The sequence below is a fragment of the Ruegeria sp. B1 genome, from assembly GCF_056535885.1.
In genome coordinates, this window is sequence record NZ_JBQFJA010000001.1 from 2,623,741 (window position 1) to 2,648,642 (window position 24,902).

General features: G+C 59.4%; 21 protein-coding genes and 3 tRNA genes. 14 read left to right on the forward strand and 10 right to left on the reverse strand.

Going from position 1 to position 24,902, the window contains the following annotated elements; translation table 11 throughout:
* The first annotated feature begins 25 nt into the window (after positions 1 to 25).
* Positions 26 to 1,168, forward strand: a complete 1,143-nt coding sequence (locus tag ACR3ES_RS12945; RefSeq protein ID WP_170434289.1) for a HupE/UreJ family protein — start codon at positions 26 to 28, stop codon at positions 1,166 to 1,168.
* Here the strand turns inward: ACR3ES_RS12945 and ACR3ES_RS12950 are convergent.
* On the reverse strand, positions 1,165 to 1,785 hold the full coding sequence (locus ACR3ES_RS12950) for a thiamine phosphate synthase (RefSeq protein ID WP_170434287.1): 621 nt from the start codon (positions 1,783 to 1,785) through the stop codon (positions 1,165 to 1,167). The two genes, ACR3ES_RS12945 and ACR3ES_RS12950, sit on opposite strands and share 4 nt — an antisense overlap.
* 153 nt (positions 1,786 to 1,938) lie before the next feature.
* Here ACR3ES_RS12950 and ACR3ES_RS12955 point away from each other — a divergent pair, with 153 nt between their 5' ends.
* The 3 genes from ACR3ES_RS12955 to ACR3ES_RS12965 are packed head-to-tail and all read left to right on the forward strand — an operon-like array spanning position 1,939 to position 5,363.
* A complete protein-coding gene (locus ACR3ES_RS12955; RefSeq protein ID WP_170434285.1) occupies positions 1,939 to 2,682 on the forward strand; it encodes an RNA methyltransferase in 744 nt (247 codons plus the stop codon).
* Positions 2,683 to 2,742: 60 nt separating this feature from the next.
* A complete protein-coding gene (ctaA, locus tag ACR3ES_RS12960) occupies positions 2,743 to 3,888 on the forward strand; it encodes a heme A synthase (RefSeq protein ID WP_170434284.1) in 1,146 nt (381 codons plus the stop codon).
* A 5-nt stretch (positions 3,889 to 3,893) separates the two neighbouring features.
* A complete protein-coding gene (locus tag ACR3ES_RS12965) occupies positions 3,894 to 5,363 on the forward strand; it encodes a carboxypeptidase M32 (protein ID WP_170434281.1) in 1,470 nt (489 codons plus the stop codon).
* Between the two features lie 54 nt (positions 5,364 to 5,417).
* On the opposite strand, the gene ACR3ES_RS12970 is transcribed toward ACR3ES_RS12965, so the two are convergent.
* From ACR3ES_RS12970 to gyrA, 3 genes are all read right to left on the reverse strand, one after another.
* The gene (locus ACR3ES_RS12970) at positions 5,418 to 6,254 is read right to left on the reverse strand and encodes an SDR family NAD(P)-dependent oxidoreductase (RefSeq protein ID WP_170434280.1); all 837 of its coding nucleotides are present in this window, start codon (positions 6,252 to 6,254) and stop codon (positions 5,418 to 5,420) included.
* Between the two features lie 136 nt (positions 6,255 to 6,390).
* On the reverse strand, positions 6,391 to 7,632 hold the full coding sequence (locus tag ACR3ES_RS12975; RefSeq protein ID WP_170434279.1) for an adenylate/guanylate cyclase domain-containing protein: 1,242 nt from the start codon (positions 7,630 to 7,632) through the stop codon (positions 6,391 to 6,393).
* A 320-nt stretch (positions 7,633 to 7,952) separates the two neighbouring features.
* Positions 7,953 to 10,679, reverse strand: coding sequence for a DNA gyrase subunit A (gene gyrA, locus ACR3ES_RS12980; protein ID WP_170434277.1), 2,727 nt, complete (start codon positions 10,677 to 10,679; stop codon positions 7,953 to 7,955).
* 193 nt (positions 10,680 to 10,872) lie between these two features.
* Between gyrA and ACR3ES_RS12985 the strand changes: the two genes are divergently transcribed.
* Entirely contained in the window at positions 10,873 to 11,142 is a 270-nt protein-coding gene (locus tag ACR3ES_RS12985; RefSeq protein ID WP_170434275.1) for an usg protein, read from the forward strand.
* 3 nt (positions 11,143 to 11,145) lie between these two features.
* Here the strand turns inward: ACR3ES_RS12985 and ACR3ES_RS12990 are convergent, their stop codons facing one another.
* Positions 11,146 to 12,099 carry a radical SAM family protein gene (locus ACR3ES_RS12990; protein ID WP_170434272.1) on the reverse strand — a complete coding sequence of 318 codons (954 nt, stop codon included), beginning with the start codon at positions 12,097 to 12,099 and terminating at the stop codon, positions 11,146 to 11,148.
* A gap of 163 nt (positions 12,100 to 12,262) precedes the next feature.
* Between ACR3ES_RS12990 and zwf the strand changes: the two genes are divergently transcribed.
* The 4 genes from zwf (at position 12,263) to ACR3ES_RS13010 (ending at position 17,808) form a co-directional block, all read left to right on the forward strand.
* Entirely contained in the window at positions 12,263 to 13,717 is a 1,455-nt protein-coding gene (gene zwf, locus ACR3ES_RS12995; RefSeq protein WP_170434270.1) for a glucose-6-phosphate dehydrogenase, read from the forward strand.
* On the forward strand, positions 13,714 to 14,385 hold the full coding sequence (pgl, locus tag ACR3ES_RS13000; RefSeq protein WP_170434268.1) for a 6-phosphogluconolactonase: 672 nt from the start codon (positions 13,714 to 13,716) through the stop codon (positions 14,383 to 14,385). The genes zwf and pgl overlap by 4 nt, the downstream gene beginning before the upstream one ends.
* Positions 14,386 to 14,389: 4 nt before the next feature.
* On the forward strand, positions 14,390 to 16,000 hold the full coding sequence (pgi, locus tag ACR3ES_RS13005; protein WP_170434266.1) for a glucose-6-phosphate isomerase: 1,611 nt from the start codon (positions 14,390 to 14,392) through the stop codon (positions 15,998 to 16,000).
* A 188-nt stretch (positions 16,001 to 16,188) separates the two neighbouring features.
* Positions 16,189 to 17,808, forward strand: coding sequence for a long-chain-fatty-acid--CoA ligase (locus ACR3ES_RS13010; RefSeq protein ID WP_170434264.1), 1,620 nt, complete (start codon positions 16,189 to 16,191; stop codon positions 17,806 to 17,808).
* A 21-nt stretch (positions 17,809 to 17,829) separates the two neighbouring features.
* Here the strand turns inward: ACR3ES_RS13010 and ACR3ES_RS13015 are convergent.
* A tRNA-Asn gene (locus tag ACR3ES_RS13015) sits at positions 17,830 to 17,904 on the reverse strand.
* Between the two features lie 225 nt (positions 17,905 to 18,129).
* Between ACR3ES_RS13015 and ACR3ES_RS13020 the strand changes: the two genes are divergently transcribed.
* Complete coding sequence (locus ACR3ES_RS13020) at positions 18,130 to 18,729, forward strand: hypothetical protein (protein ID WP_480425445.1); 600 nt, start codon at positions 18,130 to 18,132, stop codon at positions 18,727 to 18,729.
* A gap of 75 nt (positions 18,730 to 18,804) precedes the next feature.
* Here the strand turns inward: ACR3ES_RS13020 and ACR3ES_RS13025 are convergent.
* Together ACR3ES_RS13025 and ACR3ES_RS13030 are read right to left on the reverse strand one after the other, a co-directional pair.
* Positions 18,805 to 18,879 (reverse strand) — tRNA-Asn (locus tag ACR3ES_RS13025).
* Positions 18,880 to 18,956: 77 nt separating this feature from the next.
* Positions 18,957 to 19,871, reverse strand: coding sequence for an MBL fold metallo-hydrolase (locus tag ACR3ES_RS13030; protein ID WP_170434960.1), 915 nt, complete (start codon positions 19,869 to 19,871; stop codon positions 18,957 to 18,959).
* Between the two features lie 44 nt (positions 19,872 to 19,915).
* Here ACR3ES_RS13030 and ACR3ES_RS13035 point away from each other — a divergent pair, with 44 nt between their 5' ends.
* The gene (locus tag ACR3ES_RS13035; protein ID WP_170434958.1) at positions 19,916 to 21,235 is read left to right on the forward strand and encodes an ATP-binding protein; all 1,320 of its coding nucleotides are present in this window, start codon (positions 19,916 to 19,918) and stop codon (positions 21,233 to 21,235) included.
* Between the two features lie 98 nt (positions 21,236 to 21,333).
* The gene (locus tag ACR3ES_RS13040) at positions 21,334 to 21,876 is read left to right on the forward strand and encodes a hypothetical protein (protein WP_170434956.1); all 543 of its coding nucleotides are present in this window, start codon (positions 21,334 to 21,336) and stop codon (positions 21,874 to 21,876) included.
* A 192-nt stretch (positions 21,877 to 22,068) separates the two neighbouring features.
* On the opposite strand, the gene ACR3ES_RS13045 is transcribed toward ACR3ES_RS13040, so the two are convergent.
* Positions 22,069 to 22,470 (reverse strand): hypothetical protein, encoded by a 402-nt coding sequence (locus ACR3ES_RS13045; RefSeq protein ID WP_170434953.1) that lies wholly within the window; start codon positions 22,468 to 22,470, stop codon positions 22,069 to 22,071.
* A gap of 518 nt (positions 22,471 to 22,988) precedes the next feature.
* Positions 22,989 to 23,065 (reverse strand) — tRNA-Ile (locus ACR3ES_RS13050).
* Positions 23,066 to 23,171: 106 nt separating this feature from the next.
* On the opposite strand from ACR3ES_RS13050, the gene purM reads away from it, so the two are divergent.
* Both purM and purN read left to right on the forward strand, forming a co-directional pair.
* Entirely contained in the window at positions 23,172 to 24,218 is a 1,047-nt protein-coding gene (gene purM, locus ACR3ES_RS13055; protein WP_170434951.1) for a phosphoribosylformylglycinamidine cyclo-ligase, read from the forward strand.
* Complete coding sequence (gene purN / locus ACR3ES_RS13060; RefSeq protein ID WP_170434949.1) at positions 24,215 to 24,811, forward strand: phosphoribosylglycinamide formyltransferase; 597 nt, start codon at positions 24,215 to 24,217, stop codon at positions 24,809 to 24,811. Before purM ends, purN begins: the two co-directional genes overlap by 4 nt.
* The last annotated feature ends 91 nt before the right edge of the window (positions 24,812 to 24,902 follow it).

Genomic DNA, 24,902 nt, shown 5'->3' on the forward strand with positions numbered 1-24,902 from the left:
GTGTATTGGTTTTGGAGCATTCCTGATGAGTGATGGGTTTTTTTCTGCCCTCGCTCTCTGCGGTCGAGTTATCGTATTGGCGGTCTTGGTCGCCGGGGGCGTTCTGTCCAAGGATAGCGTCGCCCAGTCTCCGTCGCCCACAGTTATCGACTTTTGGACGAAATCCGACACCCTGTTTCTGGAGATCAGCCTGAATGCGGAGGCGTTTGTGGCGGGGCTCGATCCCACCGCCACTCCCGACGTCGCGAATAACGGGCAGTATCGGAAACTGCGTGCGACTGTGTCATCGGAACTGGAACCAGAGGTCAAGGCCTTCACCATAGACTGGATGCAGACCCTTCATGTGGAGGTCGGTGAACCCATACTTCTGGATTATGAAGGGGTGAGCATACCTGCCGTTGGCGATCCTGACTCCGTGCGGGTTTCCAAACTGTTGCTGACGGGGCCATTGCCAGATGGCGCGTCCAGCCTGCGCCTGACCTGGCCAGCTGGCAGTGGGCCTGTTGTCCTCAAGCAGCAGCACGTCGCGGCGCCGTATTCCGGGTATCTGGAGGCGGGTCAAACCAGCCCGCTAATCCCGCTTCTGGGTGGTGCATCCCTGACAACCCAGCAGACCCTACAGGCTTACTTTGCCAAAGGCGTCGCCCAAGTGTCCGCGACCTGGTACACGCAGGGTCTGCTTGTTCTTGCACTGGTGTTCCTGTCGCTGAACCCTCGCTTTGTTGTTGCGCAGATGCTCTTCTTTTCTCTGGGCTTGGTGGTCGGTTTCGGCGGCGGACTGCTCAATTGGATTAACGTGCCGCCCACAATCGCAGTGCAGGCAAGCAGCGTTGCAATTGTCGTTGTGTCCCTGTGGAACCTGATCCTCCGAAGGCTGCAGGTCTGGCGACTGCTGGTGGTTCTTGCCATGGGGCTACTACAGGGCGTCATCCTGTCTGCCGCACTAAGAGGCATGGGTGTCCCGCCAGACCACATCGCGCCCGCCATATTTGGGTTCGGGGCAGGTGTTCTGCTGGCGCTCTGGTGTGCTGCTGCGGCGGCGTTCGGTATTGGTGCCGTAATGTCGGGTCGGTCGGAGCGTCTGCGAGACCGAATATCCGCTACGGTCTCGATCCTCATTGCAGCCGCTGGCGTCTATTTGATCGTCACGCCCCTGCTGGTCGCCTAACCCATGGCGGCTTTCAGCGCCTTCAATGTCTCAAGAGGGTCCTCAGTGGACCAGATCTCGTCCCCGATGCCAAAGAAATCCGTATACGGCGTCAGGTCTCGGATCAGATCCGGGTTCAGGCCGCCTTCGGCCACGACCGGGACCTCGATCATTTCGGACCACCACTGAAAGAGATCACGTTCCGCGCGCGTTCCGTCGCCGAGGTTGCCACTCCCGACCGGTCCAAAGGCGACGTAGTCCGCTCCGGCTTCGCCCGCGGTCATGCCGTCATGGCTGGACGCTCGGCAAAAGCTGCCCACAATGGCATCCGCGCCCAGGTTCTTGCGCGCAGACCGGACCGAACGGGCCCCGTCGTCCAGATGCACGCCATCCAGACCCAGCCGCTGCGCCAGCGGCACGTGGTTCGAGATCACCAATGCAACGTCGCGCGCATGGGCAATCTCGCGACAGCTATCTGCCGCGCGGGCGATGGCATCTTCGTCACCGCCCGCAAGCGCCAAGCGGATACAGGCGATCTCGACGCCATCGAGCACGCGGGCCAACTGATCGGGAAAGGAGTCCAACGCGATGGACGGCGGGGTGATCAGATAAATCTGGGGCTGCTCGGGGGTGTCCATTCACGCGTCCTTCGGCTTGGTCTTTGGCGCGGTTTAGCGGATTGCGGACGGGAAGCAAACTTTTATGCCCGGCGGCGCCGGTTTTGTCCGCCGCCCGACCTTGCCCTGACCCGGTGGTCGGATTAGAGCAGGCCAGGTTTTTTGGAGTGAGCGATGCCCAGCGATACATCCCAGCCGTCTTTTGTGCTTGTGCGTCCGCAGATGGGGGAAAACATTGGTGCCGCCGCGCGGGCAATGTGGAACTTTGGTCTGGACCGGATGCGGATCGTGGCACCCCGGGACGGGTGGCCAAATCCCAAGGCCGTGGCAATGTCCAGCGGCGCCGGGCGGCTGCTGGATGAGGCGCAGTTGTTTGACGATCTTGCCGGTTCCCTCGCGGATAGCACCTTTGTTTTTGCAACAACGGCGCGGCAACGCGGACTGACCAAACCGGTTTACAGCCCGGAACGCGCCATGCAGCTGGCCGCTGAAAAGGTTGCGGCGGGCGAGACGGTGGCGGTGCTGTTTGGCCCGGAACGTGCCGGGTTGGAGAATGAGGACATCGCCAAGGCAAACGCCATCATCTCGGTGCCCGTGAACCCGGACTATGCCTCACTGAATCTGGGCCAATGCGTGCTGCTGACCGCCTATGAGTGGATGCGCCAGACCGGCGACGTGGTGCATGAAACCACCGATCTGGGGAAAGGCGACTGGGCCACGGGTGTCGAAGTGGAAAAGCTGGTCGAGCATTACGAAGACCGATTGGACGAGGCCGGCTTCTTCTATCCGCCCGAAAAAGCCGAAGGGATGAAGGTCAACCTGCGCAATCTGTGGTCGCGCATGCGCATGACACGGGCCGATGTGCAGATGCTGCACGGGATTATGCGTCAGATGGTCCGATGGAAGGACAGGGGCTGAGGCTGGACCTTGGCGTACCTTGGCCCTAGCTTGCGACGAAATCCAGGACATGAGGACAGCATGAGCGGCAAGCGCAGCATCTTCGAAGAGGTCTCAGACACCGAAAAGCAGCAGGCGGTGCAACCGGGCATGATCGACAAGGGGCGCGGTGGCGCGCGCGGGGCGATCCGGGTGTGGCTGATGGTCCTGTTCGCCCTCGTCGTCGTGATGATTGCGGTCGGCGGCTTGACTCGCCTGACGGATAGCGGCCTGTCGATCACCGAGTGGCGACCGATCACCGGAGCGATACCCCCTCTGAATGACGCCGACTGGCAGGCGGAATTCGATAAGTACAAACAGATCGACCAGTGGCGCATCCAGAATCAGTGGATGGAGTTGCAGGATTTCAAGGTCATCTACTGGTGGGAATGGGGCCATCGACAGCTGGGTCGGGTAATCGGCCTGGTCTGGGCCATCGGCTTCTTTGGCTTTCTGATTGCACGGAATATCCCGACCGGCTGGACCGGAAAACTGGTGATCCCCGGCGCGCTGGGCGGTGTTCAGGGCGCCGTTGGCTGGTGGATGGTTGCCTCGGGCGTCACGCAGGGCGAGGGGATGACGGCTGTTGCCAGTTACCGGCTGGCTGTGCATCTGGGGCTGGCCTTTGTGATCCTGGGTTTCCTTGCCTGGTACATCTTTGAACTTGGCCGTGATGAACGCGACCTGATGCAGGCGCGGCGCACCAAAGAGGCCAAGCTGTTTTCCTTGTCGACCGGCCTGCTGCACTTCACCTTTTTGCAAATACTCATCGGCGCGTTGGTTGCAGGGATCGACGCCGGACGGTCCTATACCGACTGGCCGCTGATCGGCGGTCAACTCCTGCCACCCGATGCAACCATGCTGGAGCCGATGTGGCGAAACTTCTTTGAAAGCCCCGGTCTGGTGCAGTTCATTCATCGTTGTGCGGGGTATTTGTTGTTCATCTTTGCCTTTGTCGTCTGGCGTCGCGGTGGAACCAGTGCCCATCCACAAACCCGGTTCGCGTTCAACGCGATGTTTGCGGCACTGTCGCTGCAGGTGGTGGTCGGGATCGTCACCGTTCTCTATGCCGCCCCATGGCAGATCGCTATTTTCCACCAGTTCCTTGCGGTCGTGGTCTGGACGTTGATATTGCGTGCCCGTTTCCTGACTGCGTATCCGATTTCAACTTCGCTTCGTGGAGCATGACACAGATGACAGCATTTGATGACCTGATGGCCTATCAGCGCGAAACCTCGGCGATTGGACAGATCGCCGGGCGGCTCGGCTGGGATCAGGAAACCGTGATGCCGCGCGGCGCAGCCCCGCAGCGCGCAGAAGAAATGGCCGCGATCGAAGCCGTTCTGCATGCCCGCCGATCCGACCCGCGGGTGGCGGACTGGCTGGACCGGGCCGAACCCAGCTGCGATGCAGGTCATGCCCAGCTGCGTGAGATACGCCGGTCCTATGAGCGCACGGTGAAGGTTCCTGCCGATTTGGCCAAGACCATAGCGCGCGTCACGTCGGCGGCGCAGGGCAAATGGGCTGAGGCACGGGCGGACGAGGACGTGGCCGCCTTTTTGCCCGTGTTGGAAGAGGTTGTCGCGTTGAAGCGCGAAGAGGGGGCTGCTCTGGCGCAGGGCGGCGACATATACGACGCTATGGTCGAGGATTACGAGCCGTACACTACGGGTGCTCAGATTGCTGCGATCTTTGACGCGATGCGCCCGCGACTGGTCGCGTTGCGCGCTGCCGTTCTGGATCGCCCGGAACCCAAGGCCTTAAAGGGCGCATTTGACGAGCAGGTCCAGATGCGCCTGTCGCAGAAACTGGCTGTCGCTTTTGGGTATGATCTGAACCGGGGCCGTGTGGACAAAGCCGTGCATCCGTTCAGTTCGGGCAGCGGGTCCGACGTGCGGATCACCACACGCACCAGCGCCACAGACCCCTTCAACTGTTTCTATTCCACCATTCACGAGGTCGGCCACGCCGCCTATGAGCAGGGCATTGACCCGGCTTATGCGCTCACGCCGCTGGGGCAGGGCGTGTCAATGGGTGTGCATGAAAGCCAAAGCCGCATCTATGAAAACCAGCTTGGCCGCTCGCGCGCCTTCACCGGCTGGCTATATGGGCAAATGCTCGAGGCGTTCGGCGATTTCGGAATCCCCGGTGCGGATGCGTTCTATGCCACGGTCAATCGCGTTCACAACGGATACATCCGGACCGAGGCCGACGAGGTGCAATATAACCTGCACATCATGCTGCGGTTTGATCTCGAGCGCGCTCTGATGGCCGGAGATCTTCAGGTGGGTGATCTCGAAACTGCCTGGAATGATCGCTTTAAGGCCGATTTCGGCTATGCGGTCGACATACCATCAAACGGCTGTCTGCAGGATGTTCACTGGTCGGTTGGCCTGTTCGGTTATTTCCCGACCTATGCGCTGGGCAATGTCTACGCCGGGTGCCTCTATCAGGCGCTGAGCCAGGCTGTGCCGGATCTGAAATCGCAGCTGAGCCGGGGTGACACGTCCGGCGCGACCGGTTGGTTGCGCGAGCGCGTGCAACAATACGGCGGTCTCTATACGCCGCGCGACGTGATCGAACGCGCAAGCGGCGTCTCACCCGGGCCCGAACCTTTATTGGACTATCTGGAAGAGAAGTTCGGGGCTTTGTACGGGCTGTAGCACCGTACAGACCAGCTGGCACGGCCGGGTGTTCAAACCCCTAGCGCTCGGCACCTAGGTCTTGTCCATGTGAGCCGCAAAGGCCTGTTCGTAGTCTGGATGCCATCGGCTCAATGCCGGACGGTTCTCAATGACATCGCCGACGGCCCAGGCGATGCGCTTCTCGTCGATATCGCGTGAGACGTCATTGTCGGGGCACAGGATGTAAAAGTCGCCCCGGTTCATGCTGTCGATGAAGAAGTCTGCCGTTTGCTCAGGGGTCCAGGCGGATGGCGGCTTTTGTGCCGCGCCGATCATGCCGGTGTGGACAAAGCCCGGCACCAGCAGATGCGCGGTCAGCTTTGCGCCTTCGGTGTTGCGCAGTTCATGCGACAATGCCTCGGTAAAGGTTTTCAATGCGGATTTTGAAACATTGTACGCGGGGTTTCCGGGCGGCGTTGTGATACCCTGTTTCGAACCCGTATTGATGATCGCGCCCGGGCGACCGCGTGCGATCATGCCCGGAACAAATGCCTGACAGCCGTTGATTGGCCCCCAAAGGTTCACACCCAGCGTCTGTTCCCATGCCTCTCGTGGCCCAGTGCAGGACGAGCGAAGGCCCACCCCAGCGTTGTTCATGAGAATGTCGGTGCCGCCAAACCCATCGGTCACGTCCTTGGCAAGGGCTTCGACCTGCCCGATGTCCGCAACATCCGTTGATGCGACCATGACGTCAGTGGCCCCGGCGTTTCGAAGGATGCTTTCAGCCGCCGCAAGCTTTTCCGCGTCGCGGTCTAAGACAACAACGTGCATACCCATTCCCGCAAATCTTCTGGCGCAGGCCAAGCCGATTCCCGAAGCGCCGCCGGTCACGACGGCAACGGAGTCAGACGTGAGGGCAGGATGGGTCATGGCTAATCCTCTTTTCGTTTGGCATCTGGTTCAGGCTGGGCGGCACCGCTCATCCATCGATTAAGTTTCGGTTTCGTTGGCAGCCAGAATGATCTGACCGATACTGTGTGAGGCGCAAGCTAGCTTCGACAAGAGGCTAGTCCAGCGTATACAGCTCCTGGCGTTCGCTGACTCCCCGGAGGCGGTATTGGCCCAGCGACACAAGTTCCGGAAAATCCTCCAGCAAGGGGGCGGCCACCTTGGCGGAGATGACGATGGTTTGATCCACGGCGCTGCTCATACCGAGAATGCGCGCGGTGGTATTCACTGCCGGGCCGACCACTGTGAAATCCAGACGGGATTTGCCGCCAATGTTTCCGTAGAGGACGTCCCCGGCATGCAGGGCCAGCGTAAAGCCGGTGGTTGACAAGCCTTCTGCCGTGCGGCGCTGGTTCAGGTCATCGAATGCTGTCCGCAGCTCCATGGCGGCTTTTATCGCCACTTTGCCGGTCTCGGGGATCTGGTCCATGTCGAAGATGGCGAGCATTCCGTCGCCCATGAACTTTAGAACATTTCCGCCGTTGCGCTCGACAACGTCCACTGCTTCGGCGAAGCAATCGTTCAGCAGCTCAATGAGCGCATTGCCCGGAAGCGTTTCGGACAGCTTGGTGAATCCCTGCAGATCGAAATACCAGATCACCGCCGAGATCGTTTCCAGCGAACCGCGTGTGATATCGCCGGAAAGAACCCGCTTGCTGGCATCACGCCCCAGATAGGCCGCTGTTATGTCTTCGGCCATCAGCCTGTTGGCGCCGCATTTGAGCGTCAGGCACAATGGCGAAATCAATTGGCGCAACCCGTCGAGCTGCGCATCGGAAAACCCACCCGGCGCATCGGTTGTGAGCGAGATGATAGCCCCTTCCTCCGCCCGCATCGGATCTACAGCAGCGGCCTGATCTTCCAGCAGAAAGAACCGTTTGACCGCGTAGTAATCCGTCGCGCCGCGCTCTCGAAGCTCATCGAAAATCGGGAAATCCAGTGCGGGATCCTCAACCGTCAGTTTCTGTCTTATCTCTTCGACGTTGTTCGAGAGCAGATAGTATATCGGGCTGAGCTTGTATTCTTCGGGCACGTCATTCTCAGCACGGCGCATGAAGTCCTGACGTTCATTCTCGCGATCCCGGAACCATCGGAATGCCATAGTGCCGATTTCCGGGTGATGGGCGCGCAACGTGATGTTTGCGCGTTGCAGAGGAATGCCCGCCGCAACCAGCCGGATGCAGCATTCTTCCAGCCACTTTTCGACGGGGGTGTTTTCGAGGCCTTGCTGGATCAACCAATCGGTCAGATCTTTCAGCGCTGCCGTCATTTCCCAGTTTTCCATGGTCGGAGCGGCCATATCGTCCTCGTTCAGCTATTGGCGCGATGCATCCCTGATGGCACAGGGTGCCTAGGCCCATTAATCTGTGGCTGTCATCCAATTGGGTCAAGTTTTCCAGAATTGATTGGCGAAGGTGCAAAGGCCGTCTTGGCGCGTGAAGCACTGCGAAAAACTCGGGCAATCTGGTGCCGATCCCGGCATCTTCTGGCGCTTGGACATTCTCTTTACGGACCCCATCCGTACCATGGATGGATTGGGTGCTGCTCATTTGGAGCGATCCGTGCTCTGACGTCCAGAATGAAAAAGCCCGGATTAATCTTCCGGGCCTTTTAAGGTGTTCAGTCTTCGGCGTCGTCTTCGTCGCCCTGATCCGCGATCCAGGCGACGCTGACGACTTCTTCGCCTTTGCCGGTGTTGAACACCTTCACCCCGCCAGCCGACCGTGACCGGAAGGATATGCCATCGACCGGCACCCGGATCGATTGGCCTTTGGAGGTGGCCAGCATGATCTGATCGTCGATCTCAACCGGGAACGAGGCGACCAGTTCACCGCCGCGCATGGCCTTGTCCATCGCCGCAACGCCCATGCCGCCGCGCCCACGTACCGGATAATCGTGGCTGGAACTCAGCTTGCCCGCACCCCCTGTGGTGATAGTCAGGATCAGGTTCTCGGCAGCCGACATCTCGGCATAGCGTTCCTGCGTGATCACGCCGGGGGCCACTTCGTCCTCGTCTATTTCGCCATCATCAGCGATACCTGCCACAGCGCGGCGCATCTTGAGATACGCGGCGCGCTCGTCCGGGTCCGCTTCGAAGTGGCGTATGACGGACATGGAGACAACCCGGTCGCCATTGGTCAGTTTGATGCCGCGCACACCTGTCGACTCGCGCGAATTGAACACGCGCAAATCGGTTGTGCGGAACCGGATCGCGCGACCGGAGTTGGTGACCAGCATCACGTCTTCATCCTCGGAACAAATGCGGGCATTCACCAGTTCCACGCCTTCGGGCAGTTTCATGGCAATCTTGCCATTGCGCCGGACATTGGTGAAATCCGACAGCCGGTTGCGGCGGACGTCACCCGCGCTGGTGGCGAAGACGATATGGAGGTTTTCCCACTCTTCATCCGGCACATCAACGGGCATGATTGCAGCGATGGAAACCCCGGTTGGGATCGGCAGGATATTGACGATCGCCTTGCCCTTGCCGGTGCGGCTGGACTGCGGCAGGCGCCAGGTCTTGAGCTTGTAGACCATCCCATCGGTGGTGAAGAACAGCAGTTGCGTGTGTGTATTGGCGACGAAGAGGTTGGTGACAACATCCTCTTCTTTTGTCTGCATGCCCGACAGGCCTTTGCCGCCACGCTTCTGAGCGCGGAAATCGGCCAGCGGGGTGCGTTTGATATAGCCGCCCGAAGTGACGGTTACGACCATGTCCTCGCGCTCGATCAGGTCTTCGTCTTCCATGTCGCCGGACCAGTCGACAATCTCGGTGCGACGCGGCACGGCGAATTGCGCGCGGACATCACGCAGTTCGTCACCGATGATCGACATAATGCGCTCGCGCGAGGACAGAATATCGAGGTATTCCTTGATCTTACCGGCCAGTTCTTCCAGCTCGTCCGTGACTTCCTTGACCCCGATCTGGGTCAGGCGCTGCAGGCGCAGGTCGAGGATGGCGCGGGCCTGAACCTCGGTCAGGTTATAGGTGCCATCGTCGTTCATCTTGGACAGAGGATCGTCGATCAGGCGCAGATAATCTTCGATTTCGGCGGCGGGCCAACGGCGGGTCATCAGCTTTTCGCGCGCCTCAGCCGCATCAGCCGATGACCGGATCGTGGCAACCACTTCGTCTACGTTGGACACGGCGACGGCAAGACCACACAGGATGTGGCTGCGCTCGCGCGCTTTGCGCAGGTCATACGCGGTGCGCCGCGCAACGACATCCTCGCGGAAATCGATGAACGAGGTCAGGAACCGGCGCAGGGTTAGCTGTTCGGGCCGACCCCCGTTCAGCGCCAGCATATTGCAGCCAAAGGACGTCTGCATCGGTGAGAAACGAAAGAGCTGGTTCAGAACCACCTCGGGCGTCGCGTCGCGTTTCAGTTCGACCACGACGCGTACACCGTTGCGGTCGGATTCGTCCTGAACGTGGGATACACCTTCGATGCGTTTTTCGCGCACCGCTTCGGCAATCTTTTCGATCATTGAGGCTTTGTTCACCTGATAGGGGATCTCGTCCACGATGATGGCGTACCGGTCCTTGCGGATTTCCTCGACGCGGGTTTTCGAGCGAATGATGACACTGCCGCGCCCTTCCAGATAGGCCTTGCGCGCACCGGAACGGCCCAGCATGACGCCACCGGTCGGGAAATCGGGGCCAGGCACGTATTCGATCAGTTGCTCGGACGTAAGGTCAGGATCGTCGATCAGTGCCAGAGTCGCATCGACCACCTCGCCCAGATTGTGCGGCGGGATGTTGGTCGCCATACCTACCGCGATACCACCGGCACCATTGACCAGCATGTTCGGGAAACGGGCGGGCAGGACGGTCGGCTCTTTGTCTTTGCCGTCGTAGTTGTCCTGAAAATCGACCGTCTCTTTTTCGATATCGGCCAGCAGGGACGCGGCGGGTTTGTCCATGCGCACTTCGGTATACCGCATGGCCGCCGGGTTATCGCCATCCATTGAGCCAAAGTTACCCTGACCATCCAACAGCGGCAGCGACATCGAGAAATCCTGCGCCATCCGCACCAGCGCGTCATAGATAGCACTGTCGCCATGTGGGTGGTATTTACCCATCACGTCACCCACCGGACGGGCCGACTTGCGGTAGGACTTGTCGTGCGTGTTCCCCGACTCGTGCATCGCATAGAGGATGCGCCGGTGCACCGGTTTCAACCCGTCGCGCAAATCGGGGATCGCGCGGCTGACGATGACCGACATGGCATAGTCCAGATAGGACGTGCGCATTTCGGATTCGATAGACACCGTCGGGCCATCATAAACGGGGCGCTCCGGCGGGGTTTCATCCATGTTTTCAGGGATTTCTGGCGTATCGCTCACGTAAACTGCCTGTTCTTTGTGCAGGGTCTATATCTTGTGGATGCACCTTATCAGACCCGGTACATAAGGTGCAAGCAAGCAACCTGTTTCAGGATGAGAAACGCCGGTAACATCCGAGTAACATATTGTTATCTAAGTATTAGGTGGTTTTTGTGCTACGCTGAAGAGACCTTGAAAGAAATTGGAGGTCTGCATGGAGCAAAGTGAAACAGAATTAATGCTCAAGGGGTACGGGCTGACGACGGCAGAGTTTTTCTATCACATGCCCGACTATATCCACGTACTAAATACGTTTGTCTGGCAGGACTACGATCTGGCGCCGGATCATCCGAAACTGTTTGATTTCATAGAATACTGGCAGCGAGAGATTGAGGGGCCGCTGCATTCTGTCCGCTACACACACCGCAAGATGATCGGCCCCGGGGAATGGCGCAACCTGGTTGGGGAGTTCCGGGTGAACTGACCCTCAGCCCGAGCAACTGGCCCCACCCAAAACGCAGAATTTCGCGCAATGGGGATGGTTCAGGTGCACATCGGCTTCGGCCTCGGCCAGGGTCGATCCCATTTCGAATTCAGGGGAATAGGGCAGCAAGGTACAGGCCAGCACCGCAGGACGCTCAGCCCCCTTGCGTTTGACGACCATGCGTGACGTGGCACACATTACGGATTTCGGGGATTTGTTGAGAATACCCCAGCACGCGGTGGTGATCTCGGGCACTTCGACAGATTCGTCCATTTCCGGGAACAGAACGGTTTCGCCGGGATTTTGCGCATCGATATCGAAGTCGTGCTCGGCAAAGAACGCAGCATATCCTGCGCGGCTTTCCGCATCGGTATCCCCCCAGACAGAGCGCCCGGCAATTGCCATCTTGACCCCGTTATCGCGCAGCCACTGCATGCCCGACAGTGTTCTGGCAAAGCTGCCCACGCCGCGCTCCTTGTCATGCAACTCCGGCAAAAAGTGGTCGACCGAAATCCTCAGGGTCAGCTTGGTGCCGTAGTTGCGGTGCAGCGCCAACAGCCCGTCGCGCATTTTGTGGCGCATCATCGGCTGCATTGCATTTGTCAGGATGAGAACCTCGTACCCGCGCGACAGAGCGGCGCGGGCCATCTCGATCATTTCGGGATTCATGAACGGTTCACCGCCAGTGAACCCGATCTCGCGGACCGGCCAGCCGCATGTTTCGATCTGATCCAGATAATCGATCACTTCGGCAGCCGTGATGTACACCAGCGCGTCGTTTTTGGGACTGCTGAGGATATAGCAGTTCTCACATTCGATGTTACACAGCGTTCCGGTATTGAACCACAGCGTTTCAGGATCGCTGAGCGAGACCGAGGCACGCGCCTGGCCGTCTGCGGTCACCAGTTTATCCTGAAACTTGCCGGCATTGGCGATTTGCGGGGCGGTGTCTTTCATTGCCGTATCCGGTTCTTGGTCGTCATCAAACTGACTTAGCCGTTTGTCATGTTTGAGTTAAGTGCCTCACGACTGTCCTGACAGAGTTTTGATGAGGAAGAAAACTGCCGATATGGTTGCGCTAACATTGGACATGAAATCAGCAGCGGGTTAAGGACGTCCTATGGTGTCTCGCGTCATACCAGTTGACCCGTTTGATCTGGTCATATTCGGCGGAACCGGTGATCTGGCTCAGCGCAAGATCCTGCCGGCGCTGTTCAGACGGTTTTGTGCCGGACAATGGCCGGATGCGGTGCAGATTATCGGCGTGGCGCGGCGGGATCATGACCGCGACGCCTTTCGTCAGATCGTCTCTGACTCGCTGCGGGCGCATGCGCCGCGGCAGTGCCGTGACACCCGGGTGTTGGAGCATTTTCTGCAGCGGGTGGACTATGTGGCGCTGGACGCGTTGTCGACTGGCGGATGGGGACAGCTTGCAGACAAGTTGCAAGCGGATCGCGTCCGGGCCTTTTACTTTTCGGTCGGCCCGCGATTATTCGGCCCCCTGGCAGAGCAAATTCAGGCGCATCATCTGGCGACAAGGCAGAGCAGGATCGTTGTCGAAAAGCCTTTTGGTCATGACCTGGACAGCGCCCGCGCCCTGAACGAGACCCTGGCGGATCATTTCTCTGAAGGTCAGATTTATCGCATTGATCATTATCTGGGTAAGGAAACGGTTCAGAATCTGATGGCGGTCCGGTTTGGCAATATGCTGTTCGAACCCTTGTGGAACAGCCAGTATGTCGACCACATTCAGATCACGGTCGCGGAAACCGTCGGTATTGACGGGCGCGAGGAGTATTATGAACGCGCAGGTGCCATGCGCGACATGATGCAGAACCATTTGATGCAGCTTTTGTGCCTGATTGCGATGGAGCCGCCCGCCAAGTTCGCCCCTGATGCCGTGCGGGACGAAAAGCTAAAGGTGATCCGGGCGCTGGACCCGGTTGAACCGCATCACATCGTGCGTGGTCAGTTCTCCGCAGGCCCGGACGGCCCCAGCTACCGGGACACGGTGGCAAACCCGCGCTCGACAACCGAAAGCTACGTCGCGCTGCGGGCTCAGATCAGCAACTGGCGCTGGGCCGGCACGCCATTTTACATGCGCACGGGCAAACGTCTGGTGGCGCGGTCCTCGGTGATCAATGTACAGTTCAAGGATGCGCCGCATTCCATTTTTGGCGAAGCCGCGGGGCGTCATGCCAACGCCTTGTCGATCCGGCTGCAGCCGAACGAAGGCATCACGCTGAAGGTGACGATCAAAGAGCCGGGACCGGGCGGGATGCGATTGGTGGACGTGCCGCTGGACATGAGCTTTGCCGAGGCGCTGGGCCCTGAAAATCAGGACCCGCCGGACGCCTATGAGCGCTTGGTGATGGATGTCATCCGGGGCAATCAGACGCTCTTTATGCGCGGCGATGAGGTTGAGGCGGCGTGGGCCTGGACCGATCCGATCATTGCGGGCTGGCAGGCGCGGGGTGATGTGCCAAAACCTTATGACAGCGGCAGCACCGGTCCGGGCGACGCCGAGTTGCTGATTCAAAGAGATGGTCGCCAGTGGCAAGGGATAAAGCCATGAATATTCAGGAATATGCGGACCGGGACATGCTGGCCATAGACGCGGCAAACGTTTTGGCGGGGAACCTCAAATCGGCCCTGCTGCACCATGAAACGGTGTCACTTGCGGTTCCCGGTGGCACGACGCCGGGGCCGGTGTTCGACGTGCTGTGCGCGGCCGATCTGGATTGGGACCGCGTGCGTATTCTGCCAACGGACGAACGGTGTGTACCCGGCGACCACGAGCGCTCGAACGAGCGTTTGATTCGGGGGCGGTTGCTGACTGGTCGTGCAGCGGTAGCGCAATATCTGCCGCTATACGCTGCTGGCCATGACCCAGACGAGATTTTGCCCGAGATCGAAAGCCTGATTGCCCCGGTCCTGCCCCTGTCCGTTCTGGTTCTGGGCATGGGTTCAGACATGCACACCGCCTCGCTGTTTCCCGGCATGGACGGCCTGATGGCCGCGCTGGACAGCCACGCGCCGGTTCTTGCCGTGGCCCGCACCGACGTACAGCCCGAGCCGCGCATTACATTGACGGCCCCGGTGCTGGACGGGGCGCTGTCCAAACATCTGATCATTTTTGGCGCAGACAAACGTGAGGCGTTGGACAAGGCCATGACACTGCCACCCGAAGAGGCCCCCATCGCGGCGGTTCTCAGCGGCATGACAGTTCACTGGGCGGAGTAGGCACATGCAATTGGATAGGCTGAAATCCCTGGCCGCAGCGACCCAGGACCGCAGCATAATGGCGCTGTTTGAGGCTGACGCGGAACGGGCACAGCGCTTTTCTGCGTCAACCGGCGATGTGTTGTTCGACTATTCCAAGACCGGGATCGATTCCGAAATCCGCAAAGGGCTGATCGGGCTGTGCGAGGCGGCGGATCTGGCTGCCCGCCGTGACGCGATGTTTTCCGGCGCAAAGATCAACGAAACAGAAGGGCGCGCCGTGTTGCACACGGCCCTGCGCAATCTGGATGGCGGTCGGGTCGATGCTGATGGGCAGGACGTTATGCCGGATGTTCTGGACACGTTGCAGCGCATGCGCGTTTTTGCCGAAGAAGTGCGCGGGGGAACCGTTACCGGGGCAGGGGGCAGCTTTACCGACGTGGTGAATATCGGCATTGGCGGGTCTGATCTGGGGCCGGTGATGGCCACACTCGCTTTGGCTCCGTATCATGACGGACCCCGGTTGCATTACGTCTCGAATGTCGATGGTGCACATATCGCGGATACGCTGCGACAGCTTGATCCCAAACGGACGCTGGTTATCGTTGCCTCAAAGACCTTCACAACCATCGAAACCATGACGAATGCGCGCACCGCGCGCGCTTGGATGACGGATGGGGGCGGGGATACGGCGCTTCAGTTCGCCGCTGTTTCAAGCGCGCTGGACAAGACGCAGGCCTTCGGGATTCCCGAGGATCGCGTGTTTGGGTTTGCCGACTGGGTTGGTGGGCGTTACTCGGTCTGGGGGCCCGTGGGCCTGCCGGTGATGATTGCGGTCGGGTCCAATGCGTTCGATGCGTTTTTGCGTGGCGGTCAGGCGATGGATGTGCATTTCCGCTCGGCCGATTGGCATGAGAATGTTCCAGTCATGCTGGCATTGGTCGGCGTCTGGCATCGTCAGGTGCTGGGCTACGGCAGCCGCGCGGTACTGCCCTACGATCAGCGTTTGCTGCGCCTGCCTGCGTATTTGCAACAGCTTGAGATGGAATCGAACGGCAAATCGGTGGCGATGGATGGCGGCTCTCTGACCGCTCCGTCCGGACCGGTTGTCTGGGGCGAGCCCGGCACAAATGGCCAGCACGCTTTTTATCAGCTGATCCATCAGGGCACCGATGTGATTCCCTGCGAATTCATGGTTGCCGCCGAGGGCCACGAGCCGGAACTGGCGCATCACCACAGATTGCTGCTGGCCAATTGTCTGGCGCAGTCCGAGGCCCTGATGCGGGGCCGGTCGCTGGACGAGGCCCGCACACGGATGGCAGAGAAGGGTTTGGTGGGTGATGAATTGGAGCGTCAGGCCCGGCATCGCGTCTTTCCGGGCAACCGCCCGTCGACCACGTTGATCTACCCGAAGCTGACACCTTTTGTTTTGGGCCAGATCATCGCCCTGTACGAACACCGGGTCTTTGTCGAAGGGGTTCTGCTGGGGATCAACTCTTTCGACCAATGGGGCGTTGAACTGGGCAAGGAACTGGCCACCTCTCTAGGGCCGATTGTCGATGGGGACGAAAGCGCCAGCAGAAAGGATGGATCCACCGCAGCGCTGGTCGATTACGCATTGCGGCACCGGGATTAGGCACATTTCGGGCGGCTTGCCGTAAGGGCAGGCTGCATTCTTTTATTGTCAGACAATTAAATGATTGGCAGGGTTCCTCCTGAGACAACGTCTTGGCCGGCGGGTGGTGCATCGGTACTGCGCGTTTGCGAAAAGGCGCAAGAAGGCGCGAACACGCAAAAACCGCGCCGAAAAACGGGAGGATGTCCATGCTGGGACAGATGATGACGCAGCCTTTGCTGATCTCGTCACTGATTGATCATGCCGCGCGCTATCACGGTGAGACCGAGATCACTTCGGTCGAAACCGATGGCACGGTAACGCGAACCAACTGGTCCGAAGTCGCCAGACATGCGCGACAACTGGCCTCAGCGCTGACAAAACTTGGTCTGGCGCCTCAAGACCGGGTGGGGACGCTGGCCTGGAACAACCGGCGGCATCTGGAGATTTACTATGCTGTTTCAGGTGCGGGATTTGTCTGTCATACAGTCAACCCGCGCCTGTTTCCCGAGCAGCTGACATACATCATCAACCACGCTCAGGACCGGGTGCTGTTTTTTGATGCAACCTTCATCCCTCTGGTCGCTGCGTTGCGCGAGAGCCTGACCGAAGTCCGTCATTTCGTGCTGATGGGGCCGAGAGAGGACGGCGCCGCATCGCAAATCCCCGGCCTGAAATTCTACGATGATCTTATAGAAACCGGCGATCCGGATTTTCAATGGCCCAGCTTTGACGAAAACACAGCTTCGAGCCTTTGCTACACCTCGGGAACCACGGGCAACCCAAAGGGTGTTTTGTATTCGCACCGGTCGACTGTCCTGCATAGTTTTGGGTCGAATACACGGGACGTCATTGGATATTCAGCGATGGACGCGGTGATGCCGGTTGTGCCGATGTTCCATGTGAATGCGTGGGGATCGCCTTACGCCTGCGCTATGTCTGGCTCTCGCATGGTTCTGCCGGGCCCGGATTTGCACGGTGAGGCGCTGGTCAACCTGATCGACACCTACGGCGTCACGCTGGCCATGGGTGTCCCCACGATCTGGCAAGGGTTGCTGGCGCATGCGGCCACGTCCGGCAGCAAGCTAAAAAGCCTCGAACGCACCGTGATCGGCGGGGCGGCATGCCCGCCATCGATGATCGAGACCTTCCGCGAAACCTATGGCGTCGACACGGTTCATGCGTGGGGCATGAGCGAGATGAGCCCGCTGGGCACCACGAACAACCCGTTGGCCAAGCACCTTGAACTGCCGATGGAAGACCAGCACAGGCTGCGCGAAAGCCAGGGCCGACCGCCTTATGGTGTCGAATTGAAGATCGTCGATGATGATGGAAACGACCTTCCACATGACGGCGAAACGCAAGGCGACCTGATGGTGCGCGGACACTGGGTGCTCGACAGTTACTACCAGCTCCAGGATCAGGGTTTGCTGCAGGAGGGCTGGTTCGCGACCGGTGATGTGGCGACGCTGGACCCGGACGGGTATATGACGATCCGGGATCGTTCAAAGGATATCATCAAATCCGGCGGAGAGTGGATCAGTTCGGTCGAACTAGAGAACATCGCGGTTGCGCATCCGAAACTGGCGACGGCTGCCGTAGTGGGCGTACCGCATCCGAAGTGGGATGAACGCCCCCTGCTGGTGGCGGTCAAAGCAGACGGGGAAACACCCACCGAACAGGAGTTGCTGACCTTCTTCGACGGCAAAATCGCAAAATGGCAGGTGCCGGACAAAGTGGTCTTTGTCGATGCGCTACCCCTGAACGCCACCGGAAAAGTCCTCAAACGCAAACTGCGCGCCGAGTTTGAAAACGCGCTGACGGGGTAAGGCGGTGGTGGTTGGGAGGAATGGCTCCGGCGGTAGGGATCGAACCTACGACCAATTGATTAACAGTCAACTGCTCTACCGCTGAGCTACGCCGGAACGGTTCGCGCCGTATAGCAATCCGGGTTTGCCCCGTCCAGAGGTCGGAGCTTGTTTTTTGTACAAAAATGAACCGGACCGGAAGATGTGAATTCGGATTGGAGGCCGACAGAAAACCAATGACTGCGGCAAGAACACACACCACACGCGAAAGCGGTGTGCAGACCTGTATGTCGATCCCGGAGGTGGTAAACAAGGTTCGCGACGTTGCCGAGGAAATCAGGCTTGAAGACCGAACCCGTAGACAGACCCATTCTCAAGATGCCGCAGGACGCGCAGGACTTGGTTCGCGAGACCTATGAGACGGCGTCCGTTATTCTTGAATATGGGTCCGGCGGGTCGACCGTGTTGGCCTCTGAAATGGAATCCAAAACTGTTTTCAGCGTGGAAAGCGATCGAAACTGGGCGCGCAAGATGCAGCGTTGGTTCAAACAGAACCCGCCTGCGGCTAACACGCAGGTCAATGTTCGCTGGGTCAATATTGGCGCAACAAGGGAATGGGGATTTCCGGTCGATGATGAAAACTGGGCGCGTTTTCCTCGGTATCCGTTGTCCATTTGGCAAAGCGATGATTTTCAGCACCCGGACGTGGTTCTTGTGGACGGGCGATTTCGTGTCGGTTGTGCCTTGGCAACCGCCTTCAACATCACGCGCCCGGTCACGCTGCTATTCGACGACTATGCAAACCGCCGGCACATGCATACGGTCGAGGAATTTCTGGAAAAACCGGACCTCGTTGGTCGCATGGCGATATTCCATGTGAAACCTCTGAAAGTCGAAGCCAATCGGCTGATCCGGATTTTCCGTCTTCTGACGAGACCATGACGGTATAGGAAAAACGCGGTCGTGACGGGAAGGGGTTGAGCGGCCTTCGCGTTGAGAACGCAGAGATCGGGATTTTGGCTCCGGCGGTAGGGATCGAACCTACGACCAATTGATTAACAGTCAACTGCTCTACCGCTGAGCTACGCCGGAACTGAGGGCGCATATAACAACCCGGATTTTCGGCGTCCAGAGGGGAACGTCGGCGAATCGCAATTTTGTTGTTCAGGCTACGGGAGCCTGTGAAAACGGGCCGTTGCAGACAATGGTCCGTCAGGCGAAACCTTGGATTTTCCCGTCAGATCAATGAGGTGAGCAAAGACGTTACGTTCGGCAGCCGGCAGTAATGCGGCGGGGGTGTCCGTGTATATGCGCTCTGCCAGTTGCCTTGCTGTTGCTGGCGTGTCCTCAAGTGCGGTCAGGATCTGCGCCTCGCGCACCTGTCTGTGCCGGATCAGCCAATCAAGCCGACCATTCGGGTCAGTGATCGGCGCGCCATGTCCGGCGTGAAAGATCGACCAGTCGCGCGCCCGGAGTTTGCGGCAGGCGGCCATGAAGTCGGTCAGGTCCCCGTCGGGCGGGGACACCAAAGAGCTGGCCCATCCCATCACATGGTCGGCGGTGAAACAGATATCGCCCCAGGCCAGCGCGATGTGATTGCCCAGATGCCCCGGTGTGTGGATCACTTCAAGCTTCCAGTCTTCGCCCTCGATCCATGCGCCGTCCTGCACCTCGATGTCCGGACGAAACACGGTGTCGATGCCTTCGCCGCCGCCCGCAAGACCCTGTTGCGCCAGCCGGGTCATCACGGCGCTGCGCCCGGCCTCGGGCCCGCCAAAGGCCAGAACGGGCGCGCCGGTTCGGGCGGCCAGCGGGGCGGCCAGGGGAGAGTGATCCAGATGGCTGTGCGTGACAAGGATGTGACTGATCCTCTGTCCCGGGCGCAATGCGGTCAGGATCGCCTGTAAGTGGGCGTCGTCCAGCGGTCCGGGATCGATGACCGCAACGTCTCGCGCCCCCAGCAGATAGGTGTTGGTGCCGCGGTAGGTCATCGGCGAGGGGTTCGGGGCGAGAATGCGCTGCAGTCCCGGCTGCAACTCCATTGCGACGCCGGGGGGCGGGGCAAAATCGTCGGGTGCCTGCATTCTGCACTCTTCCTCTTGTCGGGGCGGCCCGCTAGGTTTAGCGCATGTCGACGCAATGGCTCAAACCCTATATGCCGCGCAGCCTGTATGTCAGGGCGGCGCTGATCCTGGTCCTGCCGGTGGTCGTGGTGTTGCTGGTGGTTGGAATTGCTTTCCTGCAAAGGCATTTGGAGGATGTGACCACTCAGATGACCGGTGCCGCCGCGCGTGAAGTCAATCTGGTGCTCGGCGTGGTGTCTGAGGCCGAAACGCAACAGCAGGCGCTGGCCGCGCTGCGCCCCGATCTTGCGGCGCTTGAAATGAAGGTCCGCTTTCCGGGGGGGATTGACGACCCCCAGATCGACATACGGCGCTGGTATGATTTCATCGCCCCGCAGGTCGAGGCGGATTTGCGCGCCCAATTGCCGGAGCTTGAGGCGGTGGCGCTGCCCAGCGGACAAGAGGCGCGGTTATATCTGGCAACGAATCTGGGCACGATGGAACTGATCTTTGACCGGCGGCGTCTGTCGCCGACCGCGCCGCACCAACTTATTGTGACAATGGTGTTTTTCGCGGTCATCATGACCTCGATTTCGTTTTTGTACATGCGTAACCAATTGCGCCCGATCACCCGATTAGCCAACGCTGCCCAGGCCTTCGGGCGCGGCCGCGTTGTGCCCTATTCCCCTGGTGGCGCGGTCGAAGTGCGTGCGGCAGGCAACGCGTTTCTGGACATGCGATCGCGGATCGAACGCCAGATGGAACAGCGCACATTGATGCTGTCCGGGGTCAGCCACGATCTGCGCACACCGCTGACGCGCCTGAAACTGGGGCTGTCGATGCTGCCCGAGGACGAGGCAGCGCCCTTGCAACGGGACGTGACCGAGATGCAGTCCTTACTGGACGCGTTTCTGGAGTTTTCCCGGGGTGCCTCGGACGGGACACCCGAGGAGGTCGAGCCAGAGGTTCTTCTGCGCCAGATCGTCGATGATGCGAACCGGGCAGGGAATTCCGCCGCGCTGGTTCAGGTCGAGGGGCAGGGCAGCGTGATGCTGCGCACCACGGCCATGCGGCGCGCGGTCGAGAACCTGATCGGGAATGCCGTGCGCTATGGCAGCAAAGCAGAGTTGAGCCTGAGCGTGACACCCAAATCGATGCGCATCCGGGTCGAGGATGACGGCCCCGGCATTCCCCCGGACCAGCGCACCGAAGCGGTCAAGCCGTTTACCCGTCTGGATCCAGCGCGCAATCAGAACCAGGGCACCGGGGTGGGCCTTGGGCTGGCTATCGTCGCCGATATTGCCCGTGCGCATGGCGGCACGCTGCGCCTTGGTGAAAGCGAGCGTCTGGGCGGATTATGCGCGGATATCATCATCGGTCGCTAACACGGCCCGAATATGCCTGCATAACGGCCGCAATTTTGTGAATTTGTTCGGGCATGGCATCCTGACCCCAGATTTATTGATTGTTTGGGGGCTCAGGTATGGTTTTCACCGGGATTGTTAAGATTGCCGAAAAAGGGTTTGTCGGAGGGGCCACGCTCGCTGCGCTATTGCCGCTCTGGCAGTGGTATGACGAACGCGACGAAAGACGGGTCGAGCGGCTGTCGGGCTTCATCGATGCAGGCGATACCTGTCTGACCTGGCTGCGGTCCGATCTGGTGGAATCGGTTGCCTCCGAGCTTTGGGTCGCCTCACAACGAGAGGTGGTGAATGGCGACGAAGACCTCGCGCCGCTGCCAGTGCAGGTGCGCGCCAACATGGCGATCTTTTGCGCCGAGATGCTGGATTACCTACAGAACGACTTCGGCAGGTTCGACGAACCGCTGGCCTATGATTACTACATCATGCTGCAGAGCGCCGCCTACTGGATCGACCCGTTCGAGTTCGACCAATACCTGCGGGCGGTCCACAAAGACACCGGGGTTGCGGGCAGCCACGGGAACTACGTCCATGGCGGCCGCGATGGGGGGTATTTTGAGTGGCAGTTTACCCCGGAGGAACTGGACGCGTTGTTGAGTGAGTGAGGGGGGTGTTGGTTGATCGGGAGCAACTTAAGTACGTGTCTCAGCTTACTTACAGAGATCGATCTGGGCTGAATAGGACGACTTTGGACTCCAAGGAGCGGGAGCGATTGGAAAACCAGCACAAGGCTCTGCTTTTACGAGGCCTTTTGTATTAGATGCCGCAACAAGTATAAGAGCGGAATACCAGCTACCTTATTCTGTCATCAGGGTGACTGCTGCGCCGGGTACGTCTGGCCAAAGACCTCTGTCCCAAGGCCACGTTTTGTTTGCAGCGATCAAAACCTTTGGAACACCGCCGTTTTGGACCCGCCAAGCCTGTACAGCGTGGTCTGACAATCCCTGACCGTTTTCTGCGTTTGTCGTGGCGCCGTATTTCGAAACAAGAATCTGAGCCAGTTGGCGGCTTTGCTCCGGCGTCATGCTGCGAAGGCCAACATAGCAATACCCGGTACCGGCCTGAACGATAACGCTGCCGTCGTCATGCTGTACAAGTGGCCCTAGGATAAAGGCATTTTCGTTTGCAGATCCCTCATTTGAATCGGTGTCAGGACCGGCAGGAGTTCGGTATCCGAGTGCACGAAACCTGCGAAGCATTTCTTGCTCGTCTGGAAGGCCTGTGCATGCTCGGGCTGCTCTTTTGGCTTCGGCAAATGCCGCAGAGCTGGCGGGTGTCGTGCTGATCGTACTCGTGTTAACCGGAGGAATGCTCGCACAGCCAACAGTAAGCGCTGACACGGCAATTAGCATAGTCAAATTCTTCATTAGCTTAATCTCTTAGGGGTGGTTCTGCACCTAGAATGGGATTGACTATCCGGTTCTGGGCTAAGTCGGTCAACGAAAAAACGGTATCAGAACGTACCAAAGGGCGATCCATTCGGATCGCCCTTTTCTATTGGAGACATAGCATGCCCACACAGAACGAGATTCGAGAAAGTCACGCATTGTTTTCCTTGTCTTGTCCGAACCATCTGCACCTTCTGCCGTAACTGATACAAAGCCACCATCCGTGGCAGATGGACAGTCGGCAAGCTTAGTGTTTGATTTCATTTTAGCGGGATTTTACACCCCATAGGGAAGTAAATATAATAAAATTATTAACTTATTGTTTTTTCTGGTAGGCCCGGAGGGACTCGAACCCCCAACCAAAGCGTTATGAGCGCTCTGCTCTAACCAATTGAGCTACAGGCCCGCCTGAGCGCCTTGGGTATCACGGTGAACGCCCGCGTCAAGCCTGACCGTTGCATGAAGGCGCACAATCGACTAACCCGCCGCAAAGCACTCATAAGGGACTGGCCATGACAGCGGGCAAGAATGGAATAACCTATGCCGATGCGGGCGTGGATATCGATGCAGGCAACGCTCTGGTCGACCGGATCAAGCCCGCCGCCAAACGGACCAAACGCCCTGGGGTCATGAGCGGTCTGGGTGGGTTTGGCGCGCTGTTCGATCTCAAAGCTGCCGGGTACGAGGACCCCATTCTGGTCGGGGCCACGGACGGCGTCGGCACCAAGCTGCGGATCGCAATTGACACCGGCCTCGTCGATGGCGTGGGCATAGATCTGGTGGCGATGTGCGTCAACGACCTGATTTGTCAGGGGGCAGAACCGTTGTTCTTCCTCGACTATTTCGCAACCGGCAAGCTGGACACTGAAACCGCTGCACGGATTATCGAAGGCATCGCCGATGGCTGTGCGCAATCAAGTTGCGCGCTGATCGGGGGGGAAACCGCCGAAATGCCGGGCATGTACCCGGATGGGGATTTCGATTTGGCCGGGTTCTCGGTCGGCGCCATGGAGCGCGGTGCGGACCTGCCGTGTGGCGTGCAGGCCGGGGACGTCCTGTTGGGGCTGAGCTCGAACGGCGTGCATTCCAACGGGTATTCACTTGTCCGCAAACTGGTCGAGATGTCGGGGCTGGGCTGGGATGCTGCCTCTCCGTTTGGCGAAGGCACGCTAGGTGAGGCGCTGCTGGTGCCCACGCGCCTCTATGTCAAACCCGCGCTGGCGGCAATCCAGGTCGGCGGCGTGCATGCGCTGGCGCATATCACCGGCGGCGGTCTGACCGAAAACCTGCCGCGTGTCCTGCCGGATGGCTGCGGCGCCGCGATTGACCTGAGCGCATGGGATTTGCCACCGGTTTTTCGCTGGATGGCCGACACCGGCGGGATCGCCGAGGCAGAGATGCTCAAGACCTTTAACTGCGGCATCGGTCTGATCGTTGTCTGTGCCCAAGATCGTGCCGATGATCTGACCGCCTTGCTGTCTGAGGCGGGTGAAACGGTCGCCCGGATCGGAACAGTCACCGATACCCCTGGCGTGCGCTATTCAGGTACATTGTTGTGAGCCACAAGCGCGTCGCGATCCTGATTTCCGGGGGCGGGTCCAACATGGTGTCGCTGGTCGACAGCATGATCAGGGACCATCCCGCGCGCCCCTGTCTGGTTTTGTCCAACGATGCGCAGGCCGGTGGCTTGCAGAAGGCTGCGGATCGGGGCATCCCAACTGCAGTTGTCGATCACCGTCCGTTCAAAGGCGATCGCGCTGCGTTTGAGACCGAGCTGCTGAAGCCATTGGAAAAGGCACAGCCCGACATTGTATGTCTTGCCGGTTTCATGCGGGTTCTGACGGGCGATTTCGTGTCGCGTTTTCAGGGGCGCATGCTGAATATTCACCCGTCACTGTTGCCCAAATACAAGGGGTTGCACACCCATGCCCGCGCGTTGGCGGCAGGCGATACGGAACATGGCTGTACCGTGCACGAGGTGACCGCGGCGCTGGATGACGGGCCGATCCTTGGCCAAGCCCGTGTGAATATTGAAACCTCCGACACGGCAGAGACGTTGGCCGCGCGGGTGTTGGTCTGGGAACACAAGCTGTATCCGGCGGTACTGAGGCGTTTTGCGGCCGGGCGCAGGGTGCCGGTTCTGCTGCCATGATCCCCTCTGGGTGATTTACACATGGTTGTTATTCGTCTTATGGTCGCCGGTATCGCTCGGGACGTGGAAAAAGACGGGCAGTCACAAGAAC